At 46.0% G+C, this 15,267-nt stretch carries 13 protein-coding genes; 4 read left to right on the top strand and 9 right to left on the bottom strand.

Going from position 1 to position 15,267, the window contains the following annotated elements:
- The first annotated feature begins 17 nt into the window (after positions 1–17).
- From N7U64_RS08055 to N7U64_RS08065, 3 genes are read left to right on the top strand one after another with little or no spacing between them, the layout of a single operon-like run.
- Positions 18–1,508 (top strand): phytoene desaturase family protein, encoded by a 1,491-nt coding sequence (locus N7U64_RS08055; RefSeq protein WP_318929257.1) that lies wholly within the window; start codon positions 18–20, stop codon positions 1,506–1,508.
- Positions 1,505–2,977 (top strand): phytoene desaturase family protein, encoded by a 1,473-nt coding sequence (locus tag N7U64_RS08060; protein ID WP_290829986.1) that lies wholly within the window; start codon positions 1,505–1,507, stop codon positions 2,975–2,977. The genes N7U64_RS08055 and N7U64_RS08060 overlap by 4 nt, the downstream gene beginning before the upstream one ends.
- Positions 2,943–3,770 carry a phytoene/squalene synthase family protein gene (locus N7U64_RS08065; RefSeq protein WP_290829988.1) on the top strand — a complete coding sequence of 276 codons (828 nt, stop codon included), beginning with the start codon at positions 2,943–2,945 and terminating at the stop codon, positions 3,768–3,770. The genes N7U64_RS08060 and N7U64_RS08065 overlap by 35 nt, the downstream gene beginning before the upstream one ends.
- 433 nt (positions 3,771–4,203) lie before the next feature.
- Here the strand turns inward: N7U64_RS08065 and N7U64_RS08070 are convergent, their stop codons facing one another.
- The 7 genes from N7U64_RS08070 to N7U64_RS08100 all read right to left on the bottom strand — a co-directional run bounded on the left by N7U64_RS08070 (position 4,204) and on the right by N7U64_RS08100 (position 10,887).
- Positions 4,204–5,676 (bottom strand): phytoene desaturase family protein, encoded by a 1,473-nt coding sequence (locus N7U64_RS08070; protein WP_012369643.1) that lies wholly within the window; start codon positions 5,674–5,676, stop codon positions 4,204–4,206.
- 15 nt (positions 5,677–5,691) lie between these two features.
- Positions 5,692–6,768 carry a glycosyltransferase gene (locus N7U64_RS08075; RefSeq protein ID WP_318929261.1) on the bottom strand — a complete coding sequence of 359 codons (1,077 nt, stop codon included), beginning with the start codon at positions 6,766–6,768 and terminating at the stop codon, positions 5,692–5,694.
- Positions 6,765–7,463, bottom strand: a complete 699-nt coding sequence (locus N7U64_RS08080; protein WP_318929263.1) for a lysophospholipid acyltransferase family protein — start codon at positions 7,461–7,463, stop codon at positions 6,765–6,767. The genes N7U64_RS08075 and N7U64_RS08080 overlap by 4 nt, the downstream gene beginning before the upstream one ends.
- Positions 7,432–8,190, bottom strand: a complete 759-nt coding sequence (locus N7U64_RS08085) for a carotenoid biosynthesis protein (protein WP_318929265.1) — start codon at positions 8,188–8,190, stop codon at positions 7,432–7,434. Before N7U64_RS08085 ends, N7U64_RS08080 begins: the two co-directional genes overlap by 32 nt.
- Before the next feature lie 119 nt (positions 8,191–8,309).
- The gene (pssA, locus tag N7U64_RS08090; RefSeq protein WP_012369649.1) at positions 8,310–9,056 is read right to left on the bottom strand and encodes a CDP-diacylglycerol--serine O-phosphatidyltransferase; all 747 of its coding nucleotides are present in this window, start codon (positions 9,054–9,056) and stop codon (positions 8,310–8,312) included.
- A 21-nt stretch (positions 9,057–9,077) separates the two neighbouring features.
- Positions 9,078–9,545 (bottom strand): Cys-tRNA(Pro) deacylase, encoded by a 468-nt coding sequence (gene ybaK / locus N7U64_RS08095; protein WP_318929267.1) that lies wholly within the window; start codon positions 9,543–9,545, stop codon positions 9,078–9,080.
- Positions 9,505–10,887, bottom strand: a complete 1,383-nt coding sequence (locus N7U64_RS08100; RefSeq protein ID WP_318929269.1) for an MATE family efflux transporter — start codon at positions 10,885–10,887, stop codon at positions 9,505–9,507. Before N7U64_RS08100 ends, ybaK begins: the two co-directional genes overlap by 41 nt.
- A gap of 197 nt (positions 10,888–11,084) precedes the next feature.
- Here N7U64_RS08100 and N7U64_RS08105 point away from each other — a divergent pair, with 197 nt between their 5' ends.
- The gene (locus tag N7U64_RS08105; protein ID WP_318929270.1) at positions 11,085–11,858 is read left to right on the top strand and encodes an enoyl-CoA hydratase; all 774 of its coding nucleotides are present in this window, start codon (positions 11,085–11,087) and stop codon (positions 11,856–11,858) included.
- A 59-nt stretch (positions 11,859–11,917) separates the two neighbouring features.
- On the opposite strand, the gene N7U64_RS08110 is transcribed toward N7U64_RS08105, so the two are convergent.
- Both N7U64_RS08110 and N7U64_RS08115 read right to left on the bottom strand, forming a co-directional pair.
- Positions 11,918–13,069 carry a cation:proton antiporter gene (locus N7U64_RS08110; protein WP_290830001.1) on the bottom strand — a complete coding sequence of 384 codons (1,152 nt, stop codon included), beginning with the start codon at positions 13,067–13,069 and terminating at the stop codon, positions 11,918–11,920.
- A gap of 116 nt (positions 13,070–13,185) precedes the next feature.
- Complete coding sequence (locus N7U64_RS08115; RefSeq protein WP_318929272.1) at positions 13,186–14,973, bottom strand: glycoside hydrolase family 13 protein; 1,788 nt, start codon at positions 14,971–14,973, stop codon at positions 13,186–13,188.
- Positions 14,974–15,267: the final 294 nt, after the last annotated feature.

The following is a 15,267-nucleotide window of genomic DNA, read 5'->3' on the forward strand; positions in this document are numbered from 1 at the left end:
AAAAGGGAGAGATTCGTGTGAAGCAGCGTGTAGCCGTTATTGGAGCAGGACCTGGAGGGCTCGCTTGTGCGATGTTGCTTGCAGGCAGAGGAATAGATGTCACCGTATATGAAAAACAACCGATTGTCGGGGGGCGAACTTCTCGCGTGCAGGTCGGGGATTACCAGTTTGACCGGGGTCCTACCTTTTTAAATATGCCGCATATCCTAGAAAACTTATTTACAAGTATCGGTTTGGATATGAAGGATTATTTGGACTTAAAAGCACTTGATCCCATGTACACACTGTATTTCAACGGCGGGAAAGATCATTTTACGATGACAACGGATCGTGATCGGATGAAACAGACGATTGAGCAACATTTCCCAGGAAACGGGGAAGGATATGATCGTTTCATGGCAGAACAAGCCTTGAAGCTGGCAAAACTGATGCCGATTTTGCAGACGAAACACGATAAATTAACGGACTATCTGTCTCCACGCGTCATTACGGCGCTCCCGCGTCTATCTCTCGGGCGTTCGTTATACGATGTCCTGTCCGATTATTTTACGAGTGAAGAATTAAAGTACGCTTTTACTTTCCAAGCGAAGTATTTAGGGATGTCAGCATGGGAATGTCCGGGCGGTTTTTCTATCCTGTCCTATATGGAACATGCATATGGTGTCCATCATCCGATCGGCGGAATGAATCAAATTCCGGAAGCGATGAAACGGGCAGTGGAAGAGCTCGGGGGGACGGTCCATCTCAATACAGGAATCAGTCAATTGATTTTAGATGGAACAACTGCGACCGGCGTCATTCTCGAGTCTGGTGAACATGTTTTATACGATGATGTTGTCGTCGGAGCAGATTTTGCCCATGCGATGAATCATCTTGTTCCCGAAGGTGTCCTGAAAAAATGGTCGCGTCCGAAAATTGACCGGAAGAAGTTTTCTTGTTCGACCTTTATGCTGTACTTAGGTGTCAATAAATCATTTGATGCTCCGCACCATACGATTTATTTTGCCGATGATTATGAAAAAAATGTTCGTGAGATGACCCAGACATTGGAATTATCCGATGATTTTTCATTTTATGTCCAAAATCCATCAATCATCGACAGTACATTGGCACCTGAAGGGAAATCATCGTTGTACGTGTTAGTACCGGTTCCGAATAATTACTCTGAACTCGACTGGGCGATTGAAGGACCGAAATTGCGCCGTTGTGTCCTCGATGCATTGGAACATCGTTCGCCTTATACAGGTGTCGAAGCAGCGATTGAAGTGGAAGAGATGTTCACACCGGATGATTGGGAAGCGATGGGAGTACACCAGGGAGCAACTTTTAATTTGGGACATCAGTTAACACAAATGATGTATTTTAGACCGCATAACCGGTTTGAAGAATTGGAGCATGTCTATCTGGTTGGAGGCGGAACGCATCCTGGAAGCGGCCTTCCGACCATCTTTGAATCAGCTCGGATCACGGCGGACTTATTGACAAGTGAAGTGGGTGTCGGAAAATGAAAATTGGATTTGTCGGAGCAGGTGTCGGAACACTCCACGCCGCTTTATTACTAACGAAACGATATCCGGAAGTCGAAATCACGATTTTTGAAAAAGAGTCACGTGCAGGCGGTCGACTCGCCTCCGTTGATTTCGAGACAGGCGGAAGAATTGATCAGGGGCCGACGATTGTCTTGATGCCCGGAAAACTGCAGGAACAATTAAGAGAAGCGGGGCTTGAAGGTGTTGAGTTGGAACGGATTGATCCTTTATACGACCTTCATTTCGACGACGGAACGATTGTGACAAAACAGGCAGATGTAGTTGATCAAACGATTGCGATTGAACGTCAATTCGGAGAAGGTCGCGGGTTCCAAGAATTTATGCAACAAAAAGCAAAGGATTATGACGTCAGCGTATCGAAATTTTTAGAGCGGACATATTCACGTAAACGGGATTTGTTGCACCCGGATATGTTAGCGCCCTTAGTGAAGATGCATGCGATGGAAACGGCACATGATCACTTAAAACGTTTCTTTAAAAGTAAACACCTGCGAATGGCTTACAGTTTTCCGACCTTTTACATCGGGGGTAACCCTTACACGACGCCTTCCATCTATGGATTGATTCCTTACCGGGAACAGGAAGAGGGTGTCTGGTACGTTAAAGGCGGATACTTCTCTTTAGCCGAGCGGATGTATGAAGCGTTAGTTGAGCGTGGCGTTACGTTTAAGTTCAATCAACCGGTCGACCGCGTCTTGATCCAGCAAGGTCAGGCGAAGGGACTTGTTGCTGCAGGACAGGAGTACGTATATGATACGGTTGTCCTGAACGGAGAGTTTCCATTGATGGAATATTTGGTTGAAGGCAAGCAACCGAAAAAGTATGTGCCGTCCGGCGGAACATTACTGCTGTACTTTAAGATTGACGGAAAAGTTGATTTACCTGTCCATCGTTTTTTAATGCCAAGTGATTTAAAACCGTTGATGACGTCCATCTTCAAGAAAAATGAGTTGCCGGAAAATCCTGCCGTCTATTTATTTAATCCGAGTAAGATTGATGACGCATTGACGGCATCCGGTACTAGTGTCGTCTATGCGTTGGTTCCGTCACCACGTGGATTTGATCAGGCTAACTATGAAGCGCACGGATTTATTGATCAGATTTTAGACAAAATTGAGCAACATCTTCCTGGATTCCAAAGTCAAGTTACCGAAATGAAAATACGTACACCTCAAGATGCTCAAGATTTTGGATTGTATGAAGGCGGAAGTTTTGGCATCGCACCGACAATTCGCCAATCGGCTGCTTTAAAAACACAAGCTAAACCTTATGCTGATATTGAACGGTTGTATGCAGTAGGCGCATCTGTCCATCCGTGTGGAGGCGTTCCGATCGTTATGATGGGAGCGACATTACTTGTCAATCGAATGGAACAAGAGATGAGGTGGAAAAATGGATACAGTGACGAACGCATATCTAGTATGTGAACAAACGATTCAAGGTGGATCAAAAACCTTTTATAAAGCCTTCTCTTTACTGCCGAAGCAAGATCGGATGGCAGTCTACGCCATCTATACGTTTTGTCGTCATCTCGATGATACGGTGGATGAATCAGCGACACCAAAAGAAAGCTTAGCGGAATTCCTGGAAGAGTTTCGTTTATTCCGGTCGGGTCACTCGATCAATAAACCCTTATGGATTGCACTCGCAGATGTCTTTAAACGGTATGAGATGGATGAGACGCCGTTTTTAGAACTGGCAGAAGGTATGCGGTGGGACATCGAAAAAAATCGGTACCACTCGCTGGAAGAGACGGAGAAATATAGTTATTATGTCGCGAGTACGGTTGGCTTGATGCTGTTGCCGATTCTTGCACCGAAACAAAATGATTTACGGGAGTCCGCCATTCAACTCGGAATCGCGATGCAATTAACCAACATTCTTCGGGATGTCGGAGAAGATGCAAAGCGGGGACGTATCTATTTACCGAAAGATTGGATGGACCAGTATGGTGTGACAACGGAATCGTTGTTGGCGGGAACTCCTTCCGGCGACTTTGCCGGATTGTGGGAAGCATTGGCATTAAGAGCCGAGCATTTATACGATGCAGCAACGCCTTCGTTTGACCGCTATCCGAAAGAAAGCCGTCGTGCACTGAAAGTGGCGGCTTTACTGTACCGGGGAATCCTTGACGCAGCACGTGACAATCAATACGATGTGTTCACGAAACGTGCTTATGTCAGCCGATGGCAAAAGATGAAGTTGCTCGCTACGATTTGACGAAAAACTCCATAAAAAAAAGACCTCGGCGGGGACCAAGGTCTTTTTTTTATGGAGTTTAGACCGGGGAGTCTAAACTAAAATCTGTTTGTACAAAATCAGATACAGAGTTCCAACAAGACAGGTCGCGATCCACGGGGATGGATCTGATGATGATTGAGCTGTCCGTAAACGAATCGGGATGAGACGATCTAAGGGGGAACGTCGTAAGTCATGCCGAACCGTTTACAGTGGTGTATCGATTGAACAAGTGGGTCTTGAACAAATGATTCAGACGAAACAGATATGTTAAGTTCCTAAACGCGTTTGACTCGGGGAAGTCACCATGCGCTTGATTGAGGATGTGGGGTCAATCACTACCTCTTGAACTCGAAGTAATCGTATCAAATCTAAGTTGTCCGTACAAGTAATTGATATGCAATTCACATAACGTTCACAGGGTGGCAGCGACTGCAGACACGATTCGTTCGCTTGCCAGTTTTCCTGAAAGCGTCACCATTGGACTACCGCCACCGGGATGCGTCGATCCGCCGGCAAAAAACAAATTGTGAACATTCTTTGAACGGTTGCTTGGACGCATGAAAGCACCACGTGTACCGTTCGAAGAAAGACCATACAGCGAACCATGATACGCTGAAAATTTCTGTTCAATATCCTGTGGTGTGATCCGTTGTTCGAATAAAACATCAGACGTAATATCGATTCCAAACTGTTGAAGGCGTTGATCGATGATTTTATCGTACGTGTCAAAATCAACGGCAGATCCTTTGTGGGTAGCCGGAGCATTGACAAGGACAAACAGGTTGTCACCGGCTTCTCCCATTTCCGGTGCCGTGACCGAGGAATTCGAGATGTAGATGGTCGGCTCTTCTGCATAGCGATGTTGATTAAATAACGCTTCGAATTCGGCTTCATAGTCGGAAGAGAAAAAGACGTTATGATGGGCAAGTCCGGCAATACGGCGTCCGAGTCCGATGCACCGGACATAAGCAGAAATCGACGGCTCCATTTGCGCAGGAGTCGGATTTTTGAAGTCAGGCCGGACCGTTTCTGAAATCAACCGCGGATATTGGGTGAGCAGGTCACCATTTAACACGATGAAATCAACAGACAGGTAATCGACATGATTGAGTTCGATTTCCGTTGCCAACTGATTGGTCACTTCAATCTGTGTCACTTCGTCACCTAACCGAAACGTCACACCGAGTTCACGGGCGCGACGGGCAAATCCTTCGGCAATGGCGGTATTTCCGCCGCGTGTGAAATAAACACCATCATTCAGCTCGAGATGGGCAATTAAACCGAATGTTGCCGGCGCTTGAAACGGACTGCTTCCAATGTAAGTCGCATACCGATCGAGTGCTTGGATCAGCTGGGGATCTTTAAAATATTTTTTGTGTAGCCCATGAAGTGTCTTAAAGGGATGGACCTTCGTCATGTCACGCAATAAAGAAAAATTAAAATAAGAGTCGATATTGATGAAAAATTGTTGTTTGGCGATATTGTACAGTTCCCGAACTTCATCTTGATAACCCGTAATATCATTTTTGGCAAGTTGCCCCTTCGTGAAACGGTCAACTTCAGTCCGCATCGCTTCACGGCCGCTGGCAAATGTCAATGAACGACCGTCCGGAAAATGATTGACCGTATGACGCGTCAATTTTTCAAAAGTAAAATAGTCATCAGGATCTGCTCCCGATTCCAAAATGACGGATTGAAAGATTTCAGGCATTGTGATCGTATTGGGACCGAAATCAAAACGGTGTCCCTCTGATGTGATAGGCATCATCTTTCCACCAATGTGTTCATTACGTTCAATGACGGTGACTTTAAATCCTTTTGAAGCAAGTGAGATGGCGGCACTCAAACCGCCGAGTCCCGCTCCGATGACTGCGATATGTTTCATAACAATGAAACCTCCTTAAGAATATGTCCGACCCTTCCAACTGATTTCCCTTTTCTTCAGTCTTCGAATCATCGCTGTCGCGAGTAATACGACATAAAGAATGGACGCAACAGGATGCCAAAACCAAGCACGAGAAATCATGGCCTTCCGATCGATGCGGTAACGGGCAATCATCATCAAAAGAAAGGCTCCGAGCGTCCAAAAGGACGGGAAAAAGAAGACAAGCGGTAAAGCGGCCGCTTGGATCAAGTAAAACAGCAGGAAATAGCTGCCGGCGATATAGGAATCATTCATACCGCGAAAGACGTTTTTCAGGAAACCTTGCCAAACGTCACGGTTGGTCGCATACATGTCACAGCTGACATAAGGAGCCACGTCGACGAGCGTTGTCGTAAAGCCGTTTTGTTTGAACGTCCGGCAGAGTTCCAAATCGTCGACGAGCGCCATTTGAATCGCGTGATGTCCGCCGACTTGTTCATAAGCATGCCGTTCAACAAGGACGACCATCCCGTTTGCTGCTGCAAAGGCGGGATGCTTGACCTTCCGAAAAGCAATCGGAAGGTGTTGGGCGATCAAGACATGTTGCATCGGAATGAGACACTTTCCGAGAAAAGTCGGAACAGGGAACGACGGAAAGCCTGATAAGAAGACCGCCTGTTCTTTTTGAAGCGTTGCGTAGAGCCGGGGAACCGTGTCTGCTGCCAGTGTGATGTCAGCGTCTAAGAACAATAGGTATTCTTCATGGGTCGCCTGTGCCAATTGATGACAGGCGTGGACTTTCCCGGCCCATCCGGATGGTAGGTCAAGACCGTCAATGATTGTGAACTGATTTTCGTTGCCGACCAGCCGGACTAATAGCTCGCGGGTCCGGTCAGTCGAGCGGTCTTCGTATAAATAGACGTGCATATTCGGATGAAGCGCTTGTCGGAGGGAATGAATCAGTTTCTCGACATTCCGTTCTTCGTTCCGAAGCGGAATACAGATTGCAAGACTCGGCGGAAGAACAGGTTCGCTTAGTTTCGGTAAAAACGACAGATTGATGAACGTGTAGAGACAAACAAGTGCTGCAACGGCAAACAGTACGATGATCATGAACGGATCGCCCGTAACCACTGTTCCGTCTTCACAGGAAGCGGCTCCTTTCTTGTAGTCAATACACGGTACGATTCAACGCGTTCTTCAACGGCATCCGTCCGGACATCGTCGTACAGCCGGGTCATCGCATCCGTCAGATAACGCAACTGTTCCGAAGCACGCGCAGCAGGCAGTGTAATGGTCCGGGTCCGTATGTAGACGTCCGGCTGTTGTTCGTGACCAAACGAATAATAAAACGAAAACAGGGAAATCGACCGGGCTGTTTTGGCAAGATGTGTCGCCCCGCTGCTGAGCTGGAGCGGACGCTCTTCTTGATGCCGTTCCTCCCCTTGAGGAAACATCCAGACACTGCTTCCGTCCGCCAACCGCTCTTTTGCATACTGGAGACTTTGCTTGATTTCTCCAAATGAACTCCGATCGATCGAGAATCCTCCCAGACGGGTGAAAAAAGGAAACCGTTCCAGTCCTTGCTGATCAATCATGACGTAAGGGTCGTGACGCAGGACTGTTTGATCCAAATGAAATAAAATCATTCCATCCCACCATGATCCGTGTGTCGCGAGCATCAAGCCGGGTGTCGGTAAATCATCTGCCCGGTACAGGACACGGTGAAACTGTTTTCGGATTAAGCGTTCTTTTACGTATAAATGAAAAGTGTGTTCAGCCCATTTGCTTTTGTTTGCTTTTTGCAAAACGCACGCCTCCTTTTGTGAGCCAATAGGTGATACCAGCGAGGAGACTGATTAATGTGACACCGTAAAGTCCTGCGACACCTGCTGTCAGACCGAACAGCGCATGAAGCATCAGAAAAAGATACTGGTTGTTCCGTTCAAGAGCTGTGATGGTAGACTGTTGTTCAAGCCGGGCGATCAGGAGCGAGAAAATGAGTGCAGTTCCATACCAACCAAAAAAGTTTTGTGTCGGAATGTCATAATAGAAACCGCCGTCCTGCCAGAGCCAATAGGATTTGACGTTGGCAGCCACCGGGTCGATGGCCATATCCAGCCAAACTGCAAACACCGGGACTAAGATGACGGTATTGAAACGAATCGGAAATCGTCGTGAGAAGGCAAGGCTGGCTCCCATGACAGACAACCAGGCAGCACCAATCGTGATTGGTACACCAAACAGCTGGACGCCAAAATCAGCCTCATAGGCATATGTACCGAACGGCCAGCCGGTATGGACACCGATCGATTCGATGATGATGGACCCGAAGAAAATGACAGGAATGATAAAACGTCCTTTCGGTACGACATCCCACAGATAAAGCGCAGCATATAAACCCGATGCAAATAAAAAAACAGCGTTTGCCCATTCCAGCCAAGGCGGAAGCAAGGAAAAACCGACTAAAATCAGTCCAATCAAAAACCAGACCGTAAAAAATAACCAAAGTTTCTTTTGAAACCGATCCATCATGAGTATGCCCTCCGTCTCTTTCTATTCTGATATTAGTATACCTGTAGCGAAGGGCGTCGAGCCAGAATGGAGGTGGAATTCAAGGGATTAAAAAAAACAGACCGGACGAACCGGTCTGTTTAATCGATTTGATGATTTTTTTGTTTTTTCTTTTTGATGAAGGAAAACAGTAAAAAGGCGATGTAGAGCGGAACGGCGACGAACCAGAAAGTCGACCACTCGTTGCTGCGGGCAATCATGACATAGGTTACGTACAGCAATGTAAAGGTGATGACAAATGTATGTCGTGGTACCGGAATATCCTTGAAGCTCGGAATTTTGACTCGGCTTACCATTAAGAAAGCAAGAGCCGTAAAGACGAGCGGCACCATTAAATCATTCATACGCCCGCTGAAGAGGGTGACGACGGCTAAGATACCTCCGGCCGCTGTAATCGGCACGCCGGAAAAATAGGCGGAAGCTACATTAGTGGCCGACAGATTGAAACGGGCCAGGCGGAATGCACCAAACAGAGGGAACAATGCCGCGATCAGCAAACCGATTTCTCCAAAGTCATAAAAATAAGTGTAATAAGCCATCATAGCTGGAGCGACACCAAAGGTCACGACATCGGCGAGTGAGTCCAGTTCTTTTCCGAAATCACCAGCGACACCAAGCATACGGGCGATCCGACCATCCAGACTGTCGAGCATCATCGCGATGACGATCAGTAAGGTCGCATTTTGAAAATCTCCCCGCGCCGCCATGACGATGGCAAGAAAACCACAGTATAAATTTCCGAACGTAAAGAGGTTCGGAATAGAGTTACGCACACGTTCTTTCCACAAAATGATTCCTCCTGCCACTTCTTCGATACTATCCATCATATCATAAACAACTGATCGATATCAGCGGTTCATGAAGACAATTCCGTTCGTAAAGCGGAGAAAATCATCAGGTGCGAGTTTGACCTGCAGACCGCGTTTGCCAGCCGAAATGATGATGAATTCTTGATTCAGAGCCGAATCCGATAAAAGGACCGGGAAAGGTTTTTTCGCACCAATCGGGGCGACACCTCCTCGGATGTACCCCGTCAGCTGCTTTAAATCTTTCATTGGCACCAAATGTGTTTTCTTGGCAGACACCGTCCGGGCAACTGCTTTTAAACTGACTTCCTCTTCGCCGGAAATGACAGCAAACACATATTGATGGGCGTCTGTTTCTAAAACTAATGTTTTAAAAATAGACGAAAGCGGGTAATTAATCTTTCTAGCGACATTTTGAGCGGATAAATCCTGTTCATCAACAGGATAGGAAAGCAAGTCGAACGGGATGTCAGACTGCTTTAGAAGTCTCGCGACGTTCGTTGTGGTCATGTTGTTCTCCTTTGACGACAGCATATTGAGCCCACTTCCGACTGTTCCAACGTTTTAAGGCAAAGATACCGCGGAACCACTCGTCGGCAGAGAAGGCAATCCAGATACCGAGTAAACCGAGTCCATATTGCAAGCCGAGTGTATAACTGAGCACAACAGCGATTCCCCACATCGAGAGAATACCGATTGCGACAGGGAAACGGACGTCCCCGGCTGATTTTAGTGTTCCCATCAGAACGATATTCATGGCACGGCCCGGTTCAAGAATGACACTTGCCCATAACAACGGAATACCGATGGCGATGATTTCCGGACTTGATGTGAACATAGACAGAATGGATGTTCCGACAGATGCCAGTGCAACAGCAGAGGCAAAACTGGCAAAAACAGCGATTTTCAGCGTTTTTACAGCACGTGCATGTGCTGCTTCGAATTGCTGAGCCCCGACTTGGCGGGCGACTAATAATTGTGTCCCTTGTGCGATGGCTAATGTGAATAAGAAACAAAGCATTGTGATGTTTGAGACATAAACGCGTGCAGAGAGAGCAGACTCTCCGATGGTTGCGATGAAACCGGTAATGATCAGTTGAGAAAACTGATACGATACACCTTCTCCGGCAGAAGGGATTCCGATGTTCATGATACTTTTAATATCGCGTCGATTGATTTGTACCAAATCTTTTAACTTAAATCGTAAAGAAAGTTTCCGGTAAACAACGAAAAAGAGTAAAGCGACGGCGACAGACCGGGCAATGACGATCGACCAAGCGACTCCGGCGACTCCAAGGACAGGAATACCGAATAATCCGAGGACGGCAATGACATTACCAAAGGCACTGACGAAGTTCATCAGTAACGTGACGTACATAGCATTTTTTGTAAAACCGTGACTGCGTAAGATGGCACCGAGTGTAAGAGAGATGGCTTCCAAGAATAAGAAGAGACCAACAATCTTTAAGAACGTTTCGCCATATACGAGTGTTTCTCCTTCTAAAGAGAAGAATCCGAGTAATTGTTTTCCGAACAAGGCAACAAGAACGGAAATGACTAAACCGATATATAAATTGATGGAAAAAGCAGATCGTGCCGTCTGGCGGGCATCCTGAACCCGTTTCGCCCCTAAATATTGACCAATGATGATGGTTGCTCCAACGGATGTGATGTTAAACAGGATGATGAAAATGTTCAGCACCTGATTGGAAACACCGACAGCGGCAGCTGCACTGTCAGAATAATAACTGAGAATCAATGTAGCGATGATCCCGAGGCTCATATGAAGCGCGATTTCAATGAATAGCGGCCATGTAATTTGGAATAATGATTGTTGTTTAACTGTTTTCATAAATTTAATTCCCCTTTAAGTCCTTAAAACGTATTGTCTTTCTGTATCTTTTGGAAACTATACGCCTTCGATTTTCATAATGAAAGAGCAAAAGGTGAGCTTTCATAAAAAAAGAGAGTATTTAAAAGGATTTTCATAAAACATCACGAATACATCATAATGAATGGATGTTCATTTTTGAAATGGAGGGGAATGGAATGAAAACTGAAATCACTTATGCCGTTGAAGAGCAGGTTGCGACCATCAGGTTATCACGTCCGGAACGGCTGAATGCGCTCACATCAACACTTTTAACCGAATTAGCGGAGTCGATCGAAGAGGCGAATCAAGATGATACTGTTCGGGTCATCGTTTTGACGGGGGCCGGGCGCGGATTTTGTGCGGGCCAGGATTTAAAAACCGTACAACCCGGTATGGACCACGGGGACTACTTAAAACAATATTATCATCCTGTCATTCGGGCATTGGCAACGACGAAAAAGCCGACTATCGCTGCCATTAATGGAGTGGCTGCAGGGGCGGGACTTTCTCTTACATTAGCCTGTGATTTCAGGATCGTACGCGATGACGCGAAATTATCACTTGGCTTCATCAATATCGGACTGGTTCCGGATGCCGGTGCTCCGTACTTCTTACCCCGGTTGATCGGGTCAGCTAAAGCACTCGAGCTTGCCTTATTAGGTGAAACAATTACCGCGCAACAAGCCTACGACTATCATTTAGTGACAAAAAGTGTGGACGCCGGACAGTACGAACAGGAAGTAGCTTCTTTTGCTAAACTTCTTGCCAGCCGACCGACGAAAGTCATCGGATATATCAAACAGTTGCAATCAGCAAGTTCCGAATCGACACTCGAGGATATGCTGGCTCAGGAAATTATTTATCAATCCCGTGCCGGAAAGACAGAAGATCACCAGCAAGCGGTTCAAGCATTTCTAGAAAAAAAAGCGCCCGTTTTCAGCGGTCGCTGATGACAGAGTGAACGACTAATAGGACTTTCCGGAAATCTGCCGGAAGGTCCTATTATGATTCACTTGATTTTTTGTTTGATTTTTTGAGCAGTCGCATGAGTACGATCCGTCAGGCCGGTTGAGATTCGAAATAGCATGATTCCAAGAAAAGCGGAAACAAAAATATACAATCCGGTCAATGTGACAAAAGCTCCGCTCGCAAGCGTGATGAATAAAATAGAGAATTCTCCGCGTGGTCCTAAACAGAATCCGGACTCAATCGCATGGTAGTTGGAAAGACCAAACGCTCGTCCCCCTAAAAAACCGACCAGGAATTTAGAAAGAAGTCCCCAAACGACGAGGGCAACGAAAAACCAATCCAAGGGGAGCCCTTCCGTCAATTCAAACGACATGCCGAACGAGATGAAAAACAAGGGTAAAAGTAAATCTTGGAAAGGCGTTACCAGTCTTTTTAAATAACGTGTCTCTTTAATTTCCGTTAATAAAATCCCGACGATAAACGCACCCAGGACTTCGGATAAACCAAACATGATCCCGATTCCTGAAAAAGTCAAAATTAAGCCGATGATTCCGATGCCGGCATCCGGGTGACGGTAAAGAGAATCGACGACTCTCGATTTTTGACGGATGAAGACCGTTAAAAAAATCAGAGCACTGAATAAGAAAATAAATCCAAGAAAAATCGTTCCGACTTTTACGAAGGTGAACTCTTGTGTTCCGAGAACAAAGGGGGCACTTGTTAATAAGAGAGGCGCCGCTAAATCTTCGAAGATAAGTAACGAGAGAACAAACCGATTCACGTCTTTGTGTTTATCCGGTTCGCGGTCGAGCAGGCGGGCAGAAATCGACGAACTTGTTGCATACAGAACACAGCCAATTAAAAATGCCTCGGGTACCGAAAATCCGAAGGCCAAAGTCAAAAGGAAGGTACCGCCAAACGATAACAGAAGATCAATCAGTCCCGCTTTCCAGATGTTGCGAAACTGGATTAATAAATCAGCGACCGAAAACTTCAGACCGAGCAGGAAAAACAAGACGATGATGCCTGCTTCTCCGCCGAGTTTTAATTCTTCCGGCAAATCATAATAAAGACCAAGTATGATTCCGATCAGGATAAAGGCAAGAATGCTCGGGAGGTGAAACCGTTCGCTGAGATAACTGACGACGAACAAGCCGATCAGAATCAATCCCGCATAAAGAAATATTTCCATGAGAGAGTTTTCCCTCCTTTCTTTTTCCTTTACCCTAAATCAAATACCTTAACGGGTTTGTCACAGAAATGAAAAAAGACAGACTTTTGCTGAGGGGCAAAAAGTCTGTCTGAAAATCAAATCACTTGAATGATAGTTCCTGTATACGGAGCGAGCGTCACTTCTAATGAAGGAAGTGGTGTGTTCGAAAAGAGATCCATTCCTTGGCCGGACTGAGGAGCCGGGATTGTCGCCTGATGATTCGAGTTATTGAAATAGACGTAATACGTCCCATCCTGACTCATACGACGCATGACGATGGTATTGGCTTCATCGTCGGCATGGACGAATGAAATCTGTCCGTGATTGGCAAGTGTCCTGTGCTGCTTTCGTAACTGAAGCAGATGTTTCGTGTACATCAACAGATTCAAATCCTGCTCTTCCGGATTCCACGGCATACATTTTCGGCAACCCGGATCCTGATCACCGTCGAGTCCGATTTCATCTCCGTAATAGATGACCGGACTTCCGGAGAAGGTCAGCATGGATAACAGCAACAGGCGCATCTTGTTTTTGTCGTTCCCGGCACGGGTCAAAGCACGTGGCGTATCGTGTGAACCGATTAAGTTAAACGATACTTCGTTGACGTTGACCGTGTTTGAGAATAAGACATGCGACATGTCATTGGCATAGGTGGAAGCAGATGTCTTATCGAGTGCAAAGAAATTAAGTGCAGCATTCGTGAACGGATAGTTCATAACGGCATCAAATTGGTCACCGAGCAACCATTCCTGTGAATCGTGCCAAATTTCACCGAGAATATACGTCTCCGGATCCGCTTCCTTGACGACAGAACGGAAGTCACGCCAGAAGGCATGATCGACTTCGTTGGCAACATCAAGCCGCCAGCCGTCGATTCCGAATTCTTCGACCCAGTAACGGGCGACATGAAGTAAGTATGCTTTTACTTCCGGATTTTCCGTATTGAACTTCGGCATTTCCGGAACAAACGCAAACGTGTCATAGTTCGGCATCGGCTCGGTTACGAGCGGGAAGTTGCGGAGGTGGAACCAATCCCGGTAAGAAGAATTGCTGCCGTGTTCCCGAATATCGGCGAATGCTTTATGGTGGAAACCGGCATGATTGAAGACAGCATCCAGCATGATGCGAATTCCATTTGCATGCAGTAAATCAACCATTTCCTTAAATTTTTCTTTAGTTCCGAACTGTGGATCGATTTCCAAATAATCAATCGTGTCGTATTTATGATTCGACTTGGCTTCAAAAATTGGACAGAAGTAAATGCCTGTGATGCCGAGATCCACTAAGTAATCGATTTTATCAATGACGCCTTGGAAATCACCGCCGAACAGATTTGTCGTTGTAGGTGCCGTACTGTTCCATGGAAGGGTACCGGCCGGATCATTCGTCGAATCTCCATTGGCAAAGCGGTCAGGGAAGATTTGATACCATACTGTATCCTTCACCCAGTCCGGAGCGTGGAACACGTCAACTTTGTTTAAAAAAGGAACACAGAAGTAGTACCCGGTATCATCTAGCGGCTTTTCATCAAACCAGCCACGTTCGGTAAAGACTTGACTCGAATGTCCATCATGAAGCCGGAATCCGTAACGAAGTCGGCGAAAAGGAGGGACTACATCGATGAACCAATAATCGAATAACTCATCTGACCCGCTCCGTTTCATAGGGGTTTCGAAAGTATTCCAATAGTTTGATTTGGACGGATCAAAGTTCCAATCGGCATCATCCGGATTTTCGGTATGCCAGTCGTACGGATCTCCCCAGATAAGATCAACATGGTCGACATCATTTTTTTTCGTCTGCAGTCGAACGTGAATGGTTTTGTCATCATACTTATAGACGAACGGTGACATCGCGCGGTGGAAAACAGCTTCTTTCAGCATTTTGGTCACTCCCTATGTGCAATCGCTTGCATTCTAATATAATTGTCCTCGACCTAAGAATAGTGAAGCGCTTTCTTAAAGTCAATTGGAATTCCAGAAAAAAACAAGAGGAGACAGGGAATCCTTCTACATTAGCGCAATCGATTGCACTTAGTTGTGCAAATGAGATAAATGTAAACGTTTTCTTTTTAAAATCATTTAACTAATGCGCCCGAACGATTTTTAAGAATACTTTTCAAAAATCTTTTTTGAATGTAAGGAAATATTTAAAGAAAAGGACTTGTCAAAAGGATT

Source organism: Exiguobacterium sp. K1 (assembly GCF_033721435.1).
Taxonomy (GTDB): Bacteria; Bacillota; Bacilli; order Exiguobacteriales; family Exiguobacteriaceae; genus Exiguobacterium_A; species Exiguobacterium_A artemiae.

Bases quoted from the DNA above. Each gene is read 5' to 3' on its own strand.
- N7U64_RS08060 (WP_290829986.1), top strand. From the start codon at position 1,505: ATGAAAATTGGATTTGTCGGAGCAGGTGTCGGAACACTCCACGCCGCT.
- N7U64_RS08065 (WP_290829988.1), top strand. From the start codon at position 2,943: ATGGATACAGTGACGAACGCATATCTAGTATGTGAACAAACGATTCAA.
- N7U64_RS08070 (WP_012369643.1), bottom strand. From the start codon at position 5,676: ATGAAACATATCGCAGTCATCGGAGCGGGACTCGGCGGTTTGAGTGCC.
- N7U64_RS08075 (WP_318929261.1), bottom strand. From the start codon at position 6,768: ATGATCATCGTACTGTTTGCCGTTGCAGCACTTGTTTGTCTCTACACG.
- N7U64_RS08085 (WP_318929265.1), bottom strand. From the start codon at position 8,190: ATGATGGATCGGTTTCAAAAGAAACTTTGGTTATTTTTTACGGTCTGG.
- pssA (WP_012369649.1), bottom strand. From the start codon at position 9,056: ATGATGGATAGTATCGAAGAAGTGGCAGGAGGAATCATTTTGTGGAAA.
- ybaK (WP_318929267.1), bottom strand. From the start codon at position 9,545: ATGACCACAACGAACGTCGCGAGACTTCTAAAGCAGTCTGACATCCCG.
- N7U64_RS08100 (WP_318929269.1), bottom strand. From the start codon at position 10,887: ATGAAAACAGTTAAACAACAATCATTATTCCAAATTACATGGCCGCTA.
- N7U64_RS08105 (WP_318929270.1), top strand. From the start codon at position 11,085: ATGAAAACTGAAATCACTTATGCCGTTGAAGAGCAGGTTGCGACCATC.
- N7U64_RS08110 (WP_290830001.1), bottom strand. From the start codon at position 13,069: ATGGAAATATTTCTTTATGCGGGATTGATTCTGATCGGCTTGTTCGTC.
- N7U64_RS08115 (WP_318929272.1), bottom strand. From the start codon at position 14,973: ATGCTGAAAGAAGCTGTTTTCCACCGCGCGATGTCACCGTTCGTCTAT.